We start from the raw sequence: 20,064 nt of genomic DNA on the forward strand, positions 1-20,064 counted from the left end.
AATAGACCCGAATAATCGATCGGGCCTAATGTTGAAAAAATTATTTCAAAGGAGATTATTGCATTACCTTACAGATATCATTTGTGAACGCTACCGGGTCTTCCACAGATAAGCCTTCAATAAGTAATGCTTGGTTATAAAGTAAATTGGTATATAAAGCTAATTTTTCATCATCATTATTATTAAATGCAGCTTGGATACTATTGAAGACAGAATGGTGGATATTCAGTTCAAGTACTTTATCTGCTTTGACATTTTGATTATCTGGCATCATACTTAATACTTTTTCCATTTCAATGGTTACTTCACCATCAGCTGATAAACAAACAGGATGAGATTTTAGTCGTTTGGATGCACGGACCTCTTTTACTTTACCAGTAAGTATTTCAGACATTTTCGTTAATATTTCTTTATTTTCTTTTACTTCATCTTCATTGTCTTCTTCTTTGTCTTCCGCATCAATTCCTAAATCTCCACTAGATACTGACTTAAACTCTTTTTCTTCATAGTTAACAAGCATTTTAATCGCAAATTCATCAATATCCTCTGTAAAATAAAGAATTTCATATCCTTTATCGGCTACGATTTCTGTTTGTGGTAGCTTGTCAATACGATCAATTGAATCACCTGTAGCATAATAAATATATTTTTGCTCTTCTGGCATTCTGCTTATATATTCATCTAATGTTACTAGCTTTTTCTCTTTAGACGAATGGAACAATAGTAAATCTTTTAATAAATCCTTATGTGTACCAAACTCATTGTACACACCAAACTTGATTTGGCGACCGAATGATTCATAGAACTTCTCATATTGTTCACGTTCATTTTTCAATAATGTTTTTAACTCGCTTTTAATTTTCTTATTAATATTTTTGGCAATCAATTTTAATTGACGATCATGCTGGAGAATTTCTCTTGAAATATTTAAGGATAAATCTTCAGAATCAACCATCCCTTTAACAAAGCTGAAATGATCAGGTAATAAGTCTGGGCATTTCTCCATAATTAACACGCCATTTGAATATAACTCTAACCCTTTTTGATACTCTTGAGAGTAATAATCAAAAGGACGATTTTCTGGGATAAAAAGAATGGCATTATATCGAATGGATCCATCGACACTTACATGCACATGCTTTAATGGCTGATCAAACCCATACCGTTTCTCTTGATAGAAGTTTTGATAATCTTCATCCGTTAATTCATTTTTGTTTTTACGCCAAATTGGAACCATGCTATTAATGGTTTGTTCTTCTATGATCTCTTCAAATTCTTTGTCATTATCTTCTTTCGGTTTACTCGTTGTGACATCCATTTTGATTGGATAACGAATGAAATCAGAATATTTCTTAATAATTGATTTTAATTGATATTCATCAAGGAAATCATCAAAGTTCTCTTCTTCTTCATTTTCTTTTAATTTAAGTGTGATGGTTGTACCTACTTGATCTTTCGTTGTTTCCACAATAGTATATCCATCGGCCCCTTGAGATTCCCAAAGATAAGCTTGGTCACTATGCAAAGCTTTGGACAATACTTTTACCTCGTCTGCTACCATAAATGCTGCATAAAATCCGACACCGAACTGCCCAATAATATCATGACCATCTTTTGCTTCATTCTCTGATTTAAAAGCAAGGGATCCACTTTTAGCAATGACACCTAAATTATTTTCTAGTTCTTCTTTTGTCATTCCGATACCAGTATCAATAATGGTTAATGTGCGTGTTTCCTTATTAGGAATCACCTTTATGTAATAATCGTCTTGTTCGAAAACAAGTTGGTCGTCAGTCAACGCCTTATAATAGATTTTATCAATTGCATCACTTGCATTAGAAATTAATTCACGTAAAAACACTTCTTTTTGTGAATAAATAGAATGTACCATCATATCAAGCAATCGTTTCGATTCAGCTTGGAATTGCATTTTTTCTGCCATCTTCACAGTCTCTCCTTTATCATGAAATTTTCAAAGACTAAATTAGCACTCTATCTTGTAGAGTGCTAATACTATTTTAATATCCTCTTTTTTCCCAGTCAATAGTTAATATTTATAAAGAACGCACCATTCCGCCATCTATTAAAATGGAAGAACCCGTTACGTAAGTATTAATATCTGAACATAGGAAAGTGACAAATTGAGCAAATTCTTCCGGCGTACCATAACGACCTAACGGGATCGATTGTACTGATGCTTTTTGCACTTCTTCTTTCGTCATCCCCTTTCTATTGGCCGTTAATTGATCAAGATAGTCAATACGATCTGTTGCTATTCTACCTGGTGCAACCGTATTGATTAATATTTGATGCGGAGCCAATTCATCGGCAAGCGTTTTAGTCAAACCGACAATTCCTAAGCGAAATGTATTAGATAATAATAAACCTGGAATTGGTTGTTTAATAGATGTGGAAGCAATATTAATGATTTTCCCACCATGTTTCTTCATTTCAGGCAATACACTTCGGATTGTTCGTACGTAACTAAGTAAATTTAATTCGAACGAACGATACCAATCTTCATCCGATAAATCCTCAAATCCGCCCCCAGGGGGTCCTCCAGCATTATTGATAAGGATATCAACGGTTCCATATGTAGCTTTTGTCTTTTGAACAAGTTCTTCAATATCTTCCTGTTTTGTAATATCACACACTTGGTACTCCACTTCCATGAAACCACTTGATTTTAGCTCTTGTTGTACGACTTGTAGTTTACTTTCATCTCTACTAGAAATCATTACTTTGGCGCCTTCCTTGGCTAATTCAAGGGCAATCGCCTTTCCTAAACCTTGACTGGAAGCTAATACTAAAGCTACTTTACCTTTTATTTTTAAATCCATTGACTACTCCTCCTATTTCTTTCTATAAAATATATCAAACCGCTCCCATAAGTCTTCTAACTTCTCTAACCTTTCTTCTACAACATCTTTCCGCTCTTTCCCTAAATAAACAATTAAAGCATTAATTAAGCTAAGTGGTGCGGTAAAGGAGTCGATAAACGTCGGAAGCTTGCTAGAAGCAGTTAATACTACGTCTGCATATGGCACTAATGGTGACGTTAGATGATCAGTAATAGCAATCACTTTTGCTCCATGTTCTTTTGCATATTGCACTTGTTCAATTGTATTCATTGAATAACGAGCAAAGCTGATACCAATCACTACATCATGCTCATCCAACTTAAATAACTGTTCTGATACAGTGTCAGCAGCACCTATTAATTCACTATGTCCAAGGATAATATTTAAATAATATTGCAGAAATACACCTAATGACCGAGCACTGCGATTGGCACTGATGTATATTCTTCTTCCCTCTAATATATATTGTGCTGCTCTCATAAATTGTTGTTCATCTAACTTTTCCATCGTCAATTGGATGTTAGCCATATCATCCTGGAACAGAGAGACAACCCCTTCTCTTTCGTGTTCATACACATCTGATGACATTCTCAATCTCTCTGTTGTAGTGAGTTGTTTTTGTATAGAGCTTTGCATGTATTGCTGTAGATCAGAGTAACCAGTAAATCCAAGAAAAACGGCAAATCTAACAACAGTAGCTTCACTAACTTTCGTAGATTTGGCTAGTTTAGCGACAGTTAAGAATGGAATTTCATTTTTATGATCAAGCATGTATGTAGCAATTTTCTTTTGAGATTTACTCATTATTGGATATTGATCCGCGATTAACTTTTCGATATTCTCCATTTTGTAAGTCATACCTTTTCTTCAAAATTAACAGATTTCTTTCTCATCCTTTTTATTATACGTGAAAAGCTTAAAAATTGATAATTTGTATAACCATCAATGAAGTATTAATTTCATTTTAATTAAAAATGAAATTAATACTTCACAAATAGGTTTTTTCAGCGTATGATGTTCTATATATTTCTTATATTAATAAATATGAAATATACATTTCATTATAGAGGTGGAAAATACAGTGAAAACAAGTTCATTAGATGATGTACACGAACAATTAAAAGCAAAAACGAGTAAATCATATCAATTCTCTTTAGATGCCCAAAGCTATATGCCAGGCGGTGTGACAGCAAATATTAAATACTTTGATCCATACCCGATTGTTATGCAAAGAGGTAGTGGCGCTTACTTATTCGATATTGATGGCAATGAATACATCGATTACTTATTATCTTACGGCTCTTTAATGCTCGGTCATGGTCACCCAAAAGTGCAAAAAGCATTAGCTGACCAAATGCAAGTGAATGGTACACATTTATTCGGGACGCCTCATCAACTTGAACTAGAAATGGCAAAAAAATTACAAGCACTTTATCCTTCGATGGAAAAACTTAGATATACAAACTCAGGTACTGAAGCCACTTTATTATCAATAAGATTAGCCTATGCTTACACTGGTAAATATAAGATTGCTAAGTTTGAAGGTCATTACCACGGCGGATATGATCAAATGCTTATTAGTGTCAATCCAAAAGTAAATCAAGCAGGTCCAGCTTCGGAACCAAATGCGCTAATTGAATCTAAAGGTGTTGATCCCTATCACGAAACACATACGATTGTTTTACCTTTTAATAATTTAGAAGCAACAGCAGAAATTTTGACAAAGCATAAAGATGAGGTAGCAGCAGTGATTTTAGAACCTGCTCAAAGTGGCTTTATCCCTGCTACACAAGAATTTATGACTGGATTGAGAAAAATAACGGAAGACTTAGGTATTGTTTTAATCTTTGATGAAGTAAAAACCGGCTTTAGATTGGGGCTTGGTGGTGCACAATCCATTTATCATATTTCACCTGATTTAACAACCTTAGGTAAAGTAGTTGGAGGGGGTTTTCCTGTTGGTATGGTTGGAGGCAAAGAAGAGATAATGATGTGTTGTGCTCCTTCTGCCTTCTCGGATGTTTTTGACCATAGTACAGGTAAGAACTCCAGTGCCAAAGATGTTCTTTTCCATAGCGGGACATATAATGGTCACCCTTCAATCCTTGCAGCAGGTATGGCAACCATTGACGTATTACAAAATAAAATCTCTACTGTAATAGCTAGAACGCATCGTTTAAAACAAGAACTAACAAGTCTTTTTGAGAGAAAAGGATTAACGATGCAAACCATTGGACTCGGGTCCATTTTTAACATCGTATTTACTGATAAAGAAATATGGAATTATCGCGACTTACAGGAAGCGAATTTTGCCTTACGAAAAAGATTAGATCTATTATTATTAATTAATGGTTTATATACAAAACCAATGAATCGTTTCAGTCTATCTACAGCACACACTGATTTAGAAATTAATAGAACCTTGGAGATATTTGAAAAAGCTTTACAAGATTTATAATCATTCGTTGTACCCAGTGAATAAGCACAAACAAAAACTCCTAAAAAATCGTTTTTGTTTGTGCTATTTATGAATCATCTATTTATCGCTCTCCATAACTATCTGATGCTCTTCAATGATTTTTTTAATTTCTCTCTTTTTCTTCTTTTTCATCTCGTTGCTAAAACGAAAGCAAAATTCTGAGCATGATACAATTTATCCTTTTACTAGATTTATAGCATTTTGATTCAGGCTATAAAAACTGCAGCTCTGTTATAACTTAAAAAGATAACTATTGATTGTATAATATGTAAAAATATGTGATAATATAATTAGTTATGATATTTTGAATTCGAGGTAATGACAGATGCAGGTAACTTCTATAGACATAGAGAGTCAGATAAAAGATACAAGAGAAATGCTTTTAATTATCGGGGATATTTTTGGACTATCAGACCCGTTCACTATTCAAATAAGCGAGGAACTCGACCTCTTAATTAATATGGTACAAAAAGAAAAATACGCAATGTATAAATAAGTAAAAGCCTAGTTTCCTCTGAAAGAAATTAGGCTTTTACCATTAAGAAACAACTTTATTTCCTGGTGTTGGCGATGTTGGAAATGGTGGTAGAAATTGTGATAATAAATATTGATAAATCGTTTGTTCCACTGATTTTCCTAGTTTATTTAACCCTTGATTCCCAAATAACACATTAAATTCGATAATATAGTATTTCCCTTCGCTTACCATGACATCAAACCCTGCATGATTAATACCTAATTGACCGGCGATATCTAACACAAGGTCGATTGCTTCTTGTGGAATAAAATCGGCACATAGTTCTCCACCTTGTGCAATATTATGAAGAAACTCTCCTTCTAGTCCCACTCTCCAGTAGGCGCCCAGTACTTCATTCCCAACCACACATATACGTAAATCTTTGCCATCATTCGGTAAATATTCTTGGATATATAAAGCGTCCACTTTCTCACAATACGTTAGAAAGTCTTCTCTCGATTGGATAAGGAAAACACCTTTTCCCATAGAGTTTCGTGATTCTTTTGCTACAAAAGGAAAGGGAAAAGTATCTAACACATACTCAATATTGCTCCTTGTATTAGCAAGGATTTCAGTATAGGGAGCATGCTCAGGACTCACCGACCAAAGGGCCCTTGTCATTTCAATTTTACTAAAACCTAACTGCATTGTTTCTATGCTAGGAAAAATCTTTTTCTTCAACCCATACACAAGTGACGGTACTTGCCACGTTTCAGGAAATAACACGATGTCTGCTTGCTTTATTGCATCTATTTCCTTAAACATATGTTCTGGCTTTATATAGTGCACATTGGGCATACCAATCGTGCGAAATGCATTAAAAGAAACAATTTTCATTGATTCATTCACCTTCATTATTCAATTATGTTTTCCGTATTACAGATGTTAAAAAATGTATTTAAAAGAATAGAAAACTATTAATATCATAGCATTTTTGTAAAAAAATACAATCAGTTTTTTCAAGAAATATTCTTATTAATATTTCTAAATATTTATTGTAATTATACGGAAGTAGAAAAAAGAAAAATCAGGAAAATAGAACCGGTTTTTTGGAAAATTAAAAGAGTTGAATGCATTTACACTCATTTTCTTTATTTTTTTCATTTCGAATGCCAAATTTTAAAAACCAACTGTGTCAAAAGATTCTCCTGTTTAAATTTCTAGTGTAGGACATTTACCTTAAATTGAATAGAATGACTTGTTTTGTTAGTCCTTCTAAGGGAACCACCCTCTCTTTTTAAAGCACACACCCATTATCTTACAATCGTTTTACTACGGATTCCAACTACCTTTGCTAAGGAAGCGTAATCACCTTCCCTAGCAAGAGAGAATAACAATTTTTTGCTTAATAGCGCCATCATCATTCACCATAAAAAACACCCCGAGTGTTAGACTTTCGGGGTGTACATCAAAAGCTCTATTCTTTTTTATTTAAAGTTCTTCATTTTCTTCGTCTTTTTGTTTAGTCTTCATTTTAAAATAAGCATCAAATACCTCATCAGCAATATGAAGGTTAATCTTGGATTTATCTGAAGACAACCATGGAATGACGACTGAAATGGCAATTTCAGGGTTATCATACGGCGCGTAACCGACAAAGGTTAAATTCCAAGTATCCGGATTTGATTGCACCTTAAGCGGCCCCCCGTAGTAAGCTTGGGCTGTTCCTGTTTTACCTGCAATCTTGTACTTTTTATTTGTAATCCCACTATTTGCTGTTCCCTGCGGATGGTTGACTACTTGGATAAACCCATCCTGTACATGTTCAATCCATGCATCCTTCATCGTAATTTTATTCAAAACATTTGGCTCAATGGATTGATAAACCGCACCAAGTTGATTATTCTCGAGATTCGGTTCACGAATTTCCTTCACAATCTGTGGTTGCATACGGTAACCACCATTTGCTATCGTTGATACATATTGTGCCAATTGTAGCGGACTATAAGTATCGAATTGTCCAATGGCAAAATCAAGCGTATTCCCTCCATTAGGAGGAATGGGTGATTGTCCTGTTACTTCACCTGGTAAGTCGATACCCGTTTTCACCCCAAGACCGAACTGGTGAAAATTATATCGTAACTTTCTAATACCTTCATCTTTATCAATACGAAGTTTACCTCGCGGAATGTATTCTTGTTGCCCACCAATTCTCATCGCTATTAAAAACATATAAACATTTGACGATTTCCTAAGGGCCGTTAGATCATTAATGGCACCAAATCCTGCCGTATTCCAAGATCGTTTAGGTTGTGTTCCGTCAAAATACAAAGGTCTATCCACCAAAACACTCCAAGGTGAGATTACCCCTTCTTGGTAACCTGCTAACACTGTTGCGCCTTTTATAGTGGAACCCATTGAATATTGACTTGTCATATTACCTAAGGCGTAATCCATGACTTCTGTTTCACCTGTTTTTTCATCTTTGACAAATTGTTTGCCAGCCATTGCGAGAACCTCACCTGTTTGTGGGTTCATCGCTGAAACGAAGCCACGATCTAAAAAGTAATTACTTCCCCTCAGACTTCGAACATGCTTTTCAATAATTTTTTCTACCTCTTGTTGGAATTCGATGTCAGTTGTTAAGACAAGGTCTTTTCCTGCTTGTCCTTCTCTTACCACATCTTGCTTTGTTACTTCACCTGTTTTATCTGTGTAATTTTTCATGATTTTCTTTTGCCCTTGTAAAACAGACTCGTATTGCAATTCTAAATAACTCTTGCCGACACGATCATTACGACTATAACCTTTAGATTGATAATATTCGAGCATTTCACTAGGTAAGCCCTCTTTTGAACTTGAAACATTTCCAAGTACAGAACTTAATGTCACTTCGCCGTCTTCGTCTTTCAAAGCATTATAACGTTCCCAGTCTACCGTTGTATCAATGCCAGGTAATAGATGAAGATTCTCACTAACAAGAGCAAATTCATCTTCATTGACATTTTTGTTCTTTATAAAATGAGGTGTCAACATTCGACTACTTGCCATTTCTCGAAATATCGCTAAAACTTCTAGTTCATCCTTCTTAAAAGCATTCAGTTCTTCTTCTGTTATTCGTTCCCGCGTTCGTTTATATATTTCGTCATCTACTTCTTTTGATGACATATCACTTGCTAGCAATTTATCTTTTTCTTTATCCGATACTTTTTCTGCTGCTTCATTCGGATACTTTATTATCCAAAAGTCTTGTTTATCTCTTTCAGTAATCGCCTTCAAGTCTTCTTCCGTGTCTTTTTTAATCATCTTCGCTAAAAGCTCTGATGTCTGAATCATTTCTTCTTGTGTTGTAGATTGGGAGCGAGTATAACTTATGGCTAATTGGGGTTTATTCCCTACAACCAGTCTACCTTTACTATCATAGATCTGCCCCCTAGGTGCCGTGCTTGCTACTGGCACCTCCACTTCCCGTTCAATCTCTTTTTTATAATTCTCTCCGTAAACAATTTGAACAATACCTAAGCGGAAGATTAGAATCGAAAAGAGTATAAATACTGCAAAAAACATTAAATTAATCCGAAAAACCATTTTTTTATTTCGTTTTTTTCTTCTCTGTTCTCCCGCCATCGTCAACACAACCAATCATCAAAGTATGAATGTTCTTAATTATTACTATATGTAACTATTATATTTCACAAATATGTTATCTATTAAAATTAGATTAATAATATAAACTATCTTACAACAAATATCCAATTTTTTCAATTGTTATGAAGAAATATTTGATAAAAAAAGATCAATTTTACACTTTCAGTAACATTTCTCTAAAGACGATAGATGGTGAACAAATCAGGTATCCACTCGACTGCCTTTTAAGTGATGATTGTTCTTCATTTTTTATTAGCTAAATAAAAAAATCGATTGTTAACCAACCGATTTTTTCATTTGACTCATTTGAAGTTTTTGACGATATACTGTTGGCTCATATAACATGAATACTCCAATTAACCCAATAATCGCAAAGCTTAAAGGAATATAAAGTCCATATTGATAAGCGGTTGTAACGTCAAAATTAGCAAAATGGTCCAATACTTTTCCAAAAATTGCTGGCAGCAACACTGCGCTAAGAAAGCCTCCCGTATTAGCGAAACCGGAAATAAGCCCCACTTCCTTTATATGAAAGGACTGTCTAACAACTGTAAAGGTTAGAGCACTTGCACCATTTGCATAACCTATGATTACGAATAAAAGAATGAATAATAAATATGGTGGCTCTCCACCCATCAATACTAAAGTGATCCAAGCAGAAACCGACAGCATCTGCACAATGACATACGGTGCTTTGACTCTGTCAAAAAAAGTAGATAGATAGGTTGTTAATGGTGCTCCGATAATGGCACCAAATAAGCCGTACATAATTACTTCACTTGCACTTGATCGTGATAAACCGTAAATGTCCATACCATAGGGAACTGCCCAAGAGCCAATAAAGCCGATATATGTGCCCACTACACCAAAGTGACAAAGGAATGTCGCCCAAGCTTGGCGATTGACAAGTAATCTTCTTATGATGACTAATAACGGTTCATTTGTTTCTTTTTGATTTTTTTCTTCTTCCATTTGAAATTTCTTCTTAGGATATTTTATTAAAACAACATAAAGCCCCATACCAAGGGTGAATATTACAATGCCAACAATTAAAAATGGAAGTCGCCACCCTAATAGAGAAATGGTCGAACTAAAAGGAACTGTTGCTAATAAGAATCCTAAACTTCCGGTCATTCCGGCAAATCCCACTAGCATCGAAAACTCCTGCTGCTTGAACCAAATGCTCAAAACAAGAACTAAATTGACCCATATAGTAGCATCGCCAATTCCACATAATAACCTAGCAAAGATGAGCATATAACTATTATCTAACGAACTATACAGGATGGTACCTAGCCCGTTTAGCAGTGTTCCAGCGACTAGAAATACATTGGGACCAAATCTATCAGAGAATAATCCGATGGGAATTTGCAATCCAGCATAAGCAAAAAATTGAATACTCGTTATCAGCCCAATCGTTGCTGCAGTTAAATGAAATTCTTCCATTAATTGATCAGTAATTAAACCAGGTGCTGTTCTTTGACTAACCATAAATAAATAGGCTAAAAGTAAAACACCAAATACAACCCATCTGTACTTACTTTGTTGTTTATTCATTTTTAAAACGCCTTCCTCAATTTAACATTCGTCTCTCATTATACGCTTATTGTCATTATATATATATAGGAAGTTTATATGTCTATGAGGGTGGAGAAGTAGAAGTCATTTCTATTGACTAGATGAGTAGTTTTTGAAGTCCGAACTTCTTTTTAGGAAAATCCGATACAACAAATTGTCTTTATTCCATAAACAAACCTGATACTACAACGATTATAAAGGGTATGATGTTAACAGAATTGAGTTAGTATGAACTAACCTTATTCTGTTAACACTATTCCCGCTTTCATTTATGAAGTTTTATGCATATGTTTTATCACTTAGCCACTTTTCTTGGGTATAAGCCATTTCCCAAAAAGCTAATTCATATTGACAGCTAATGGTAAATGCCATTTTCATTTTTTCTTTTTCTGTTTCAGATGCCATTTCAGCAAGCCGATCAAGATGATGAATTTGTTCCAGTACAAGTTTAACAAACCATTCTCCACCGTATGTATCAATCCAGGTACGATAGATTTCTTCTTTTGGTTTTGCCCCTTTAAAGCTCTGCCCAATATCATAATAAATCCAATAACACGGAAGCAAACTAGCGATGACCTCGCCAACTGTGCCTGTCTCTGCTACACGATATAAATGGGATGTATATGCATAGGCAGTAGGAGCGGGTCTAAACTGGTTTAACTCTTCTTCAGAAACTTTTAATACCTCCATAAATTTGTTATGTAACCCTAGTTCAGCTTCATAGGTACCTTGCGCATGCGAGGCCATTCTTGAGGTCATATATAAATTCTCTGCTTTAGAAGCAGCGATTGCTTGCACACGAGCAAAATGTGATAAATAGTAAGAATCTTGTAACACATAAAAGCGGAAACACTCAATTGGTAAATCTCCCTTAGCAATTCCTTTAACAAAAGGGTGTTCAAAATTCGCTTCCCATATATCATGGACTTCTTTCCTTAACGATTGTGTAAACGTTTCTTTTGTTGTCATCATTTCTACCTCTTCTCTTTTTTTTATCGAGCATAAAAAATCCAGAAAAGCGAAAAACCACTTCCTATAAGAAAGTGGTTACTGTATACATTATTCATTTAGTTATAGTTATAATGTTAACTAAATTTATATACGCCACTTCCCTACGCTGGTATCAACCAGATCAGGTTCTAAGAGTCTTAAAGTTATTACACTTTAATCTCAGCCTTTTAAAGGCACCCCTAGTGGATTTATTCAATTATGCTTTCAAAGTTATGTTATCATCTTATCAATAAATGTCAACCTAAATGAAAACTGCAAGTTTAGTAAATAAGCAATGTCGAGCTTCTCTTTCAGTAACCATTATGAAACAAGTTGGATGAATGCTTCAACTGACGTAATACCCGGCTTAAATTGGCATTGACTCAAGGATGGATAACACCAAATATTCTCCAAGCATTTAAACTCTCTGCCGTTAGACCAGACCCTCCCCCCCCTTCTCGTTCGGTGAAGTTTTTCTTTATAATGAAAGCTTTCGACTTTTTATCAGCTTAAAATATGTTTATACTAGAATTATGATTTTGGATAAAGAATGGGTGAATACTACTTGGAAACACATATTTTTTCAAAGGGAGAAGAAATCGCCAACGCGATCGTACACGGAATTGGTGCGCTATTAAGTATTGCGGCTCTCGTCATTTTAACTGTTTTTTCATCCTTATATGGAACACCTTGGCATATTGTCAGCTTTGTTCTTTTTGGTACAACGATGGTTATTTTATATTTCTCATCAACTTTGCTACATAGTTTACCTGCTGGAAAAGCAAAGGATGTATTTGAGATTCTCGATCATTCTTCCATTTACTTTTTTATTGCTGGAACGTTCACACCGTTTCTATTTATAACAGTTAAAGGACCCTTAGGATGGACTTTATTTGGTCTTGTTTGGGGGCTAGCGATTGCTGGTACGGTTTTCAAATGTTTTTTTGTTAAAAAGTTTTTAGTCTTCTCGACATTACTATATGTTTTGATGGGCTGGCTAATTATATTTGCCTGGGAGCCCTTGGTTACACACTTACCCACACAAGGAATGATTTTCCTCATTATCGGTGGCGTACTATACACTGCTGGTTCAATATTTTATGTATGGAGAGGATTTAAGTACCATCACGCATTGTGGCATGTTTTTGTTCTCGCTGGTTCGATTATGCATTTTTTTGCTGTTCTCTCGCTTCTACCATGATCAAAATTTACTTCTTTATAAATGATCTGCAGATGGCTACTCTCACCGCCTGCAGATTTATTAATATCCGTTTGTTGAGTTTTTATGACAATACGTGTTTAATCTAAAAAAACTACTACTTATAATAACTTCATTACTTCATAGCGAAAACTCACTTTTTTATACCCTTGTTTGCGATACATATCCTTTGGCGTGTCATTGCTGTCGGCTACAAGTATAACCCTATGATTGCTAAATCGTTTCATTACTTCATATTGCAAACTTGCAGCAATCCCCTTTAATCGGTGAGCTGGTAACACACCTACATTATCAATTTCAGCTGTACACTTATTAAAAAATACTTGTAATGAACCTGCTGGCACACCATGATCATATGCGAGTAACTGTAACGTATCTTTTGCATTATAATGATAGGAATGCATGCTTCTATTAAGATTCACATATTCCTCACCATAATCTTGATCAAAGTTTCTCTGCAATAGTAGATATTCTCGTAAATTATCATTTGTCACTTCCTCAACCACGATTTCGTTCTTTCTATCTTTATATATAAATTGAAGAGGTTTAATTTCATATAACTCCTGACACCCGATCGTATAAAATTGTTGATAAAGGTATAATAAAACATCCTCTTGAATCATTTCGTCTGCTGGTAAATAAAACTTCAAATGTTCTTGTTTATGCTCTTTCTGATAGTCTTCTAAATACCTCTGTGCCAGTTGAAAATCTTGCAAACTAGGATTTATTTTAAATTGAATAAAGTTTGCATCATATTTAAAATAGAACTGTTTTGTGCCATAGTGATCAAAGTTGGCTTTCTCTGCTATTAGATTACCATCATGGTGTATATCTCTGAAACTAACCAATGCCTATCTCTCCCCTACTTCTAGCTCTTAAGTTTAACGATTAATATTCCTCACTCTCAAAAAAATACCTCTATCTATTTTATCATTTTTCGCAATAAAGAAGCCCGAACATAAATGTTCGGGCAACAATACCTCGTTATTACAAATACATTTCGATACCGGGTCCAATCGGAATACCGAATAATCCAAAAATGAATAGCATGACTACCCAAATTACTAAGAAAACCATTGAATAAGGAATCATTAAGGAAATAAGCGTGCCTAAACCTGCTTTTTTATCGTATTCTCTCATAAAAGCAAGAACTACAAGGATATACGGATTTAGTGGTGTAATAATATTTGTAGTTGAATCGGCAATTCTATACGCTGCTTGGATAAAAGCAGGGTTATAATCAAGTAACATAAACAATGGAATAAAAATTGGGGCTAATAATGCCCATTGAGCAGACCCACTAAAGATTAATAAATTCAGAATAGAGACGAAAATAATAAATCCAATAATAACAGGAATACCAGTTAAATTGATGGAAGATAAGAATTCCGCACCATTGACTGCAATCCAAGTACCTAAATTGGACCAGTTAAAATAAGCAATAAATTGTGACGCAGCAAATATAAGGACGATATAGCCTGCCATATCTTTCATCGAATCTGCCATATACTTTGGAATATCAGCACTTTTTGTGATTTTCTTTACTGTTACTCCGTATGCTGTTCCCATCGTTATAAAGAATAATAAAACAATTGGGATAATTCCACTTAAAAATGGGGAAGGAATCATACGACCTTCTTCGTTTCTAAGAGGGGAGTCTGGCCAGAAGATAATTGTAAGTAAAATAGCAATATATGCTAGACCCGCTATAACGGCATTTCTTAACCCTTTTGACTCGATAGCTGAAACCGGTTCAAAATTCTTTTTCAAATCCCCATCATATTTTCCTAATCTTGGTTCAATTACCTTTTCAGTTAAGAATCCACCGACTAAAGTTAAGAGAACAGTAGAAATCGACATAAAATACCAATTATCAACAGGTGATACAACAAATGAAGGATCGATTGCTTTAGCAGCCTCAGTAGTAATTCCCGCCAATAATGCATCTGTTCCAGCGATTAAGACATTAGCTGAAAAACCTGCACCTACTCCAGCAAAGCCGGCTGCTAAACCAGCTAATGGATGCCTACCAACAGTGTAGAAAACCATCGCAGCTAAAGGTGGTACAAGTACAAACGCCGCATCTGAAGCAATATTCCCCATAATACCAATAAAGAAAACAGCATAAGTGACTAATGACTTTGGTGTACTTAAGATCGACTTTTTAATGGCTGTTTCTAGTAAACCAACTTTATCAGCTAAGCCTACACCAAGCATCATAGCTAACACAAGACCTAGTGGGGCGAAGCCAGTAAAGTTAGACAGCATCTCAGTTAATATAAACTGCAATCCTTCACCAGAAATTAAACTTTTTATTGCCAACTCTTCCCCTGTTCCTGGGTGCTCAACAGTAACATCAAATTGATTAACTATGAACGTTAATATCATTACAAACGCTGCGAGATAAACGAAAATAAAAAATGGATCTGGTAGCTTGTTCCCTATCGTTTCAATGCCTGACAAAAACTTGGACATCAAGCCCTTCTTTTCTGGTTCGTTGTTTACATTTGCTTGCAAATCATTTCACTCTCCTTATGTCAGAATTTATCGGAATTTATCCTTAACATTTCCGTTATTATATCATCACATTTATATTGTGAATAGTCTTTTTTTAATCTTTTTTGTCTTTTTTATTAATTTTCTAATAAATATCATTTTTATTTACAAATAAAAGAATATATAGGAATTATATGGTTGATAATGATTCTCAATGTTCGTCTTTTATTAGGTGTTATTTAACTTAAACGATAATAAAAACCTAAACAACTGGAAATAAGTGATATTTCTAGTGTTTAGGTTCAAATCATACGGATTTATTTTTTATTGTTTGGCAAACTGATTAAAGTTTATTTGATAAATTTTTCGTGGTCTCCCTCGATGACCTGTCTCTTCTCCTATAATTTCAGCTAAACCTATCTTTTCCATCTCCATCAATATTCTTCTTGCGTTGCGATCAGTGCTTTTTAGCCAATGAGATAAATCTTGAGAAGTAATCTTATTTTTTTGGTAGTGTAATGATAAAGACTCAATTTTTGCAACAATCTTACTACTTATACCTGCATCTTTAAATATTTTTTCCCAATCATTTCCGTAAATCCTTGAATGAAAACTTATTTCTTCTTTTTCATTATTAATAATTGTTAATTCTTTCTCTTCATTAACAGAGATAACAATAGGGCCCTTAAATTCACGGGCATGAGAGAAAGCCATACTCACATTTTCCTCAGCCTCTAATACCGTTAAGCCAAAGCCTACACCTATGCGAACACGTAACCGACTATGAACAAAAATCTCTTCACTGATCGTCAACATCGATTGGTCTCTCATAAAGAGCTCAAGCTCTCCTCGCGTAGTAAAAATATAGTGAACGCCATCATCCATCTGGACTATCGAACCATTCATTTGTTCACCAACGTCAAGCAAGACTTTCTTTAGTTCTAGTTCTTGATGCTTTAATCGGAAGGATCGCCTTCTTTCTTCACTTTCAGAAGAAGCAACGATGCGTTCGACACCAATAATGACAAGCTGGGATTTCCGGTACCATGATGCTTGCCCCTTTTCTTTAATCGTTTCTAAAGAACGTCTGACCGTTAGTTCTGATTGCTCGATGCGATAAGTTGGGATATTCATCTTCGTTAATTCTTTATACACCTTATTCAAACAAGTAATAGCCACATCGACTTTGTTACTTTCATATAATTCTTTATGAAAAGCAATAATCTCTTCAGCCGGCATATATCCATCGTAAGAATTCATCTGGAAAAGGACTCGATTCCTCACTAGTGGATCGAGTCCTCTATCCATTTCTTCTTCTTGAATAGTGTCCAAGCTAAAACGCTTTTGCACTTGATCGCTATCTAAAAAAACCTTTACTAAGACAGCAAGCAGGCTCGCACCACTTAAAGGAATATAACTCGCTTCTTTTTTTGTAATCACTTTCTTGGATAATGCATAAAAATATGGCGCCTGTCCTGAAAAAAGCCACTGGTCAACCCATTCTCTATTTCTAATAATAATTTGCTCAGTTTCTTCAGTCGATTCATACACAAAGGGAATAAAGTGAAGTTCGCCGTAGTCCGCCCCTGTATCTATAATCATTTTAACTGAATCTTTTGGTCCAATAACCCCCACTCGAATTTTCATTCAACGCACCTGCCTCCAACAAATTAAACAATATAGCCTTATTTTAACATGACTGGTTAAGGTTCGTTCTTTTTTAACTTATTGCCATCCTAAAATCACACGACAAATTGATTCAACGGCGATAGGCAGTACCTCTTCATCATAATCAAAACATGGATGATGATGTCCAGCAGCGAGCGGTGTTCCAAATAACATATAGTTCGCCGCTCCCCCATTATTCCTCACCTTCTCTAACATAAAGGCAGCGTCTTCAGAAGCCCCTAGAGGTAATTTCGGAATCACATTTTTAATATTTGTACTTGCTTTCACTGCCTCATTAATAAAATCCACCCATTCTTCTTGACACTCTGCACTAGGCGCTTGGCCAACGATTTCAACATTTGTTGTGACATCATATAGTGCTGCACTAGCTTGAATTATTCTCATGGCTTCGAGGACCATGTACTCTTCATTAAGTTCAGTTGAAGCACCTCGGGTTTCTAATTGCATTTTCGCATAATCAGCAATAATATTTCGGCCACTTCCAGCCTCTAGTGTTCCTATATTGATGCGCGTCGCACCCCCTGCGTGTCTCGTAATACCATTTAAATGTAATGAAGAGGCTGCAGCGGCTAATAGAGCATTCCTGCCTTCATTTGGCTCTAATCCAGCATGTGCTGATTTGCCAAAGTATTCAACGTTTATCTTTGTACTCGCTAAGAACTGATCTGTTGTTGCAACGATGTCACCAATGTTTAATGAGTGGATCCCTATATGTCCGCTTAAAAAGACATCGGCATCATCTAACAATCCTTTATCCACCATCGGCTTTGCCCCTCGTCCGCCTTCTTCTCCAGGTTGAAATAACAAGGTGAAACGTCCGTTTAATTGATGGCGATTTTCATGAATAAAATGCGCCACACCTAAACCAATGGCGGTATGCCCATCATGACCGCACGCATGCATATAGCCCGCTCTGTTACTATGAAACCCATGCACAAAAGGAAAATGTGCTTCATCCTCTGCTTCATTAATCGGCAGGGCATCAATATCAAATCGTAGAACAATATGTTTTCCTTTTCGACCAGTGTCGAAATAAGCTTTAAGTCCCGTAAAAGCACCTTTCATTAAATATAAATACGCTTTATTTATGCCCGCTTCCATCGCTCTTTGTTCTTCTTTTTCTATCTGATCTTCTGTTGGCAACCCCATTCTTGTATGTGGATGGAGAATCGCTTGTCCCATCTCTACTTCAAAATCAAGCTTTTCTATCTCTTCAGCAATTTTTGCAGTTGTCACATACTCTGTCCACGCTACCTCTGGATATGCATGAAACATTCTTCTCATTTTAGTTAAATACGGGGTGATGTCTTTTATGAATGCTTCCATTGAAAAAAATTCCTCCTATAAACCCTTACTTTGTAATTGTTCAATTGTATCAATGGCAACTTGAGCCATTAATTCCATACCGATCGGCAAAATGTTTTCATCAAGTTGAAAAGAAGGGTTGTGAAGCGGCTTTTGATTATTTCCTATTGAACAACCTAGCCAATAATATACACCTGGATATTCTTTTAAAAAGCGGCCAAAATCCTCTCCTGCCATTGAGGGTGCGACTTCTGGGACATTTTCCTTACCTACAAATTTTGCCGCTGTTTCCTTTACTCTTTCAGCCCATTCCGGAGTGTTTACTGTGGAAGGATAACCATCAAGGTATGTGATTTCGACACGTCCACCTAGCGCCTTAACAGTGTCTGTTACGATTTGATGAAAACGATTCTTCACTTGTGTTTTTACCTTATCTGTTAAAGTCCTTACTGTACCTTCAATAATTACTTCTTCCGCAATGACGTTATGGGCAACACCGCCAGACACCTTACCAACTGTGACTACCGCCGATTCTAGCGGATCAATGTTTCGGCTTACGATCGTTTGCAACATTGTAATTACTTGATTCGCTATAATAATTGCATCTATTGTCGTATGGGGCATACTTGCATGCCCACCTGAACCAGTGATTTTCAAAGAAAATCGATCAGAGTTACCCATCATTGGTCCCGGTCTAACTCCTATTTGACCTGGCGGAAGGTCTGGCCATACATGCTGACCAATAATAACAGACGGTTTATATTCATCAAATACACCATCTTCCATCATGATTTTCGCTCCACCTATTGGAGACTTTTCTTCCGCTGGTTGAAATAAGAGCAAGATTGTGCCGGATATGTTGCCTTTATGTTTATTTAAAATAATTCCAGCTCCTAATAACATTGCTGCATGGCTATCGTGACCACAAGCATGCATCACACCTTTTACTTTCGAAGAATAAGAGACACCACTTTGTTCTTCAATCGGTAGGGCATCAATATCCGCTCTTAAACATACTGTCGGTCCCTGTTTTGCCCCTTTAATAATTGCTAGAATACCAGTTTTTGCAAAACCAGTTTGATATGGTATTTGATAATCGTTTAATTTCTGTTGTATTTTCGAAGATGTTTGTACTTCTTCGCCACTTAGCTCTGGATACTCATGAAGCTCACGTCTAAACAATGTTAATTCAGTAGCTATTTCTTTTGCTTCGCCTTTAAAAGAAACGGTCATAATGATCTCTCCCTCTATCAAATCATTAAGGAAAAATTCCTTATCAATTCCGATAATACACTAAAATGAATCAAATTTGAGGGAAATCCGAGAATTTTTTAAAAATTTA

15 protein-coding genes and 1 riboswitch are annotated in these 20,064 nt (G+C 35.5%); of the genes, 3 read left to right on the forward strand and 12 right to left on the reverse strand.

Going from position 1 to position 20,064, the window contains the following annotated elements:
* Positions 1-55: 55 nt before the first annotated feature.
* From htpG to MKX78_RS13605, 3 genes are all read right to left on the reverse strand, one after another.
* Positions 56-1,942 (reverse strand): molecular chaperone HtpG, encoded by a 1,887-nt coding sequence (gene htpG / locus MKX78_RS13595; protein WP_224938390.1) that lies wholly within the window; start codon positions 1,940-1,942, stop codon positions 56-58.
* 112 nt (positions 1,943-2,054) lie between these two features.
* Entirely contained in the window at positions 2,055-2,840 is a 786-nt protein-coding gene (locus tag MKX78_RS13600) for an SDR family oxidoreductase (protein WP_224938391.1), read from the reverse strand.
* Between the two features lie 12 nt (positions 2,841-2,852).
* A complete protein-coding gene (locus MKX78_RS13605) occupies positions 2,853-3,719 on the reverse strand; it encodes a MurR/RpiR family transcriptional regulator (protein WP_341051366.1) in 867 nt (288 codons plus the stop codon).
* A 223-nt stretch (positions 3,720-3,942) separates the two neighbouring features.
* Here MKX78_RS13605 and MKX78_RS13610 point away from each other — a divergent pair, with 223 nt between their 5' ends.
* Together MKX78_RS13610 and MKX78_RS13615 are read left to right on the forward strand one after the other, a co-directional pair.
* Entirely contained in the window at positions 3,943-5,319 is a 1,377-nt protein-coding gene (locus tag MKX78_RS13610) for an aspartate aminotransferase family protein (protein WP_341051368.1), read from the forward strand.
* Positions 5,320-5,665: 346 nt separating this feature from the next.
* Positions 5,666-5,836, forward strand: coding sequence for an aspartyl-phosphate phosphatase Spo0E family protein (locus tag MKX78_RS13615; protein WP_224938394.1), 171 nt, complete (start codon positions 5,666-5,668; stop codon positions 5,834-5,836).
* 42 nt (positions 5,837-5,878) lie between these two features.
* Here the strand turns inward: MKX78_RS13615 and MKX78_RS13620 are convergent, their stop codons facing one another.
* The 4 genes from MKX78_RS13620 to tenA form a co-directional block, all read right to left on the reverse strand.
* Positions 5,879-6,694 carry an ATP-grasp domain-containing protein gene (locus MKX78_RS13620; RefSeq protein WP_224938395.1) on the reverse strand — a complete coding sequence of 272 codons (816 nt, stop codon included), beginning with the start codon at positions 6,692-6,694 and terminating at the stop codon, positions 5,879-5,881.
* A gap of 594 nt (positions 6,695-7,288) precedes the next feature.
* A complete protein-coding gene (locus MKX78_RS13625; RefSeq protein WP_251161753.1) occupies positions 7,289-9,424 on the reverse strand; it encodes a peptidoglycan D,D-transpeptidase FtsI family protein in 2,136 nt (711 codons plus the stop codon).
* A 297-nt stretch (positions 9,425-9,721) separates the two neighbouring features.
* Positions 9,722-11,002, reverse strand: coding sequence for an MFS transporter (locus MKX78_RS13630; RefSeq protein WP_341051370.1), 1,281 nt, complete (start codon positions 11,000-11,002; stop codon positions 9,722-9,724).
* A 300-nt stretch (positions 11,003-11,302) separates the two neighbouring features.
* The gene (gene tenA, locus MKX78_RS13635) at positions 11,303-11,992 is read right to left on the reverse strand and encodes a thiaminase II (RefSeq protein ID WP_289433928.1); all 690 of its coding nucleotides are present in this window, start codon (positions 11,990-11,992) and stop codon (positions 11,303-11,305) included.
* A 123-nt stretch (positions 11,993-12,115) separates the two neighbouring features.
* Positions 12,116-12,225: riboswitch (TPP riboswitch) on the reverse strand.
* Positions 12,226-12,578: 353 nt separating this feature from the next.
* Between tenA and trhA the strand changes: the two genes are divergently transcribed.
* Complete coding sequence (gene trhA / locus MKX78_RS13640) at positions 12,579-13,214, forward strand: PAQR family membrane homeostasis protein TrhA (protein ID WP_341051373.1); 636 nt, start codon at positions 12,579-12,581, stop codon at positions 13,212-13,214.
* Between the two features lie 119 nt (positions 13,215-13,333).
* On the opposite strand, the gene MKX78_RS13645 is transcribed toward trhA, so the two are convergent.
* The 5 genes from MKX78_RS13645 to MKX78_RS13665 all read right to left on the reverse strand — a co-directional run bounded on the left by MKX78_RS13645 (position 13,334) and on the right by MKX78_RS13665 (position 19,955).
* A complete protein-coding gene (locus MKX78_RS13645) occupies positions 13,334-14,080 on the reverse strand; it encodes a GNAT family N-acetyltransferase (protein WP_341051375.1) in 747 nt (248 codons plus the stop codon).
* A 139-nt stretch (positions 14,081-14,219) separates the two neighbouring features.
* A complete protein-coding gene (locus MKX78_RS13650) occupies positions 14,220-15,707 on the reverse strand; it encodes an AbgT family transporter (protein ID WP_251162016.1) in 1,488 nt (495 codons plus the stop codon).
* A 345-nt stretch (positions 15,708-16,052) separates the two neighbouring features.
* Positions 16,053-17,375, reverse strand: a complete 1,323-nt coding sequence (locus MKX78_RS13655) for a hypothetical protein (RefSeq protein WP_095373043.1) — start codon at positions 17,373-17,375, stop codon at positions 16,053-16,055.
* A 78-nt stretch (positions 17,376-17,453) separates the two neighbouring features.
* On the reverse strand, positions 17,454-18,743 hold the full coding sequence (locus tag MKX78_RS13660) for an amidohydrolase (RefSeq protein WP_095373042.1): 1,290 nt from the start codon (positions 18,741-18,743) through the stop codon (positions 17,454-17,456).
* Between the two features lie 15 nt (positions 18,744-18,758).
* A complete protein-coding gene (locus MKX78_RS13665) occupies positions 18,759-19,955 on the reverse strand; it encodes a M20 metallopeptidase family protein (protein WP_095373041.1) in 1,197 nt (398 codons plus the stop codon).
* Positions 19,956-20,064 lie beyond the last annotated feature (109 nt).

The sequence above is a fragment of the Cytobacillus sp. FSL R5-0569 genome (assembly GCF_038007265.1).
Lineage (GTDB): Bacteria > Bacillota > Bacilli > Bacillales > Cytobacillaceae > Cytobacillus > Cytobacillus kochii.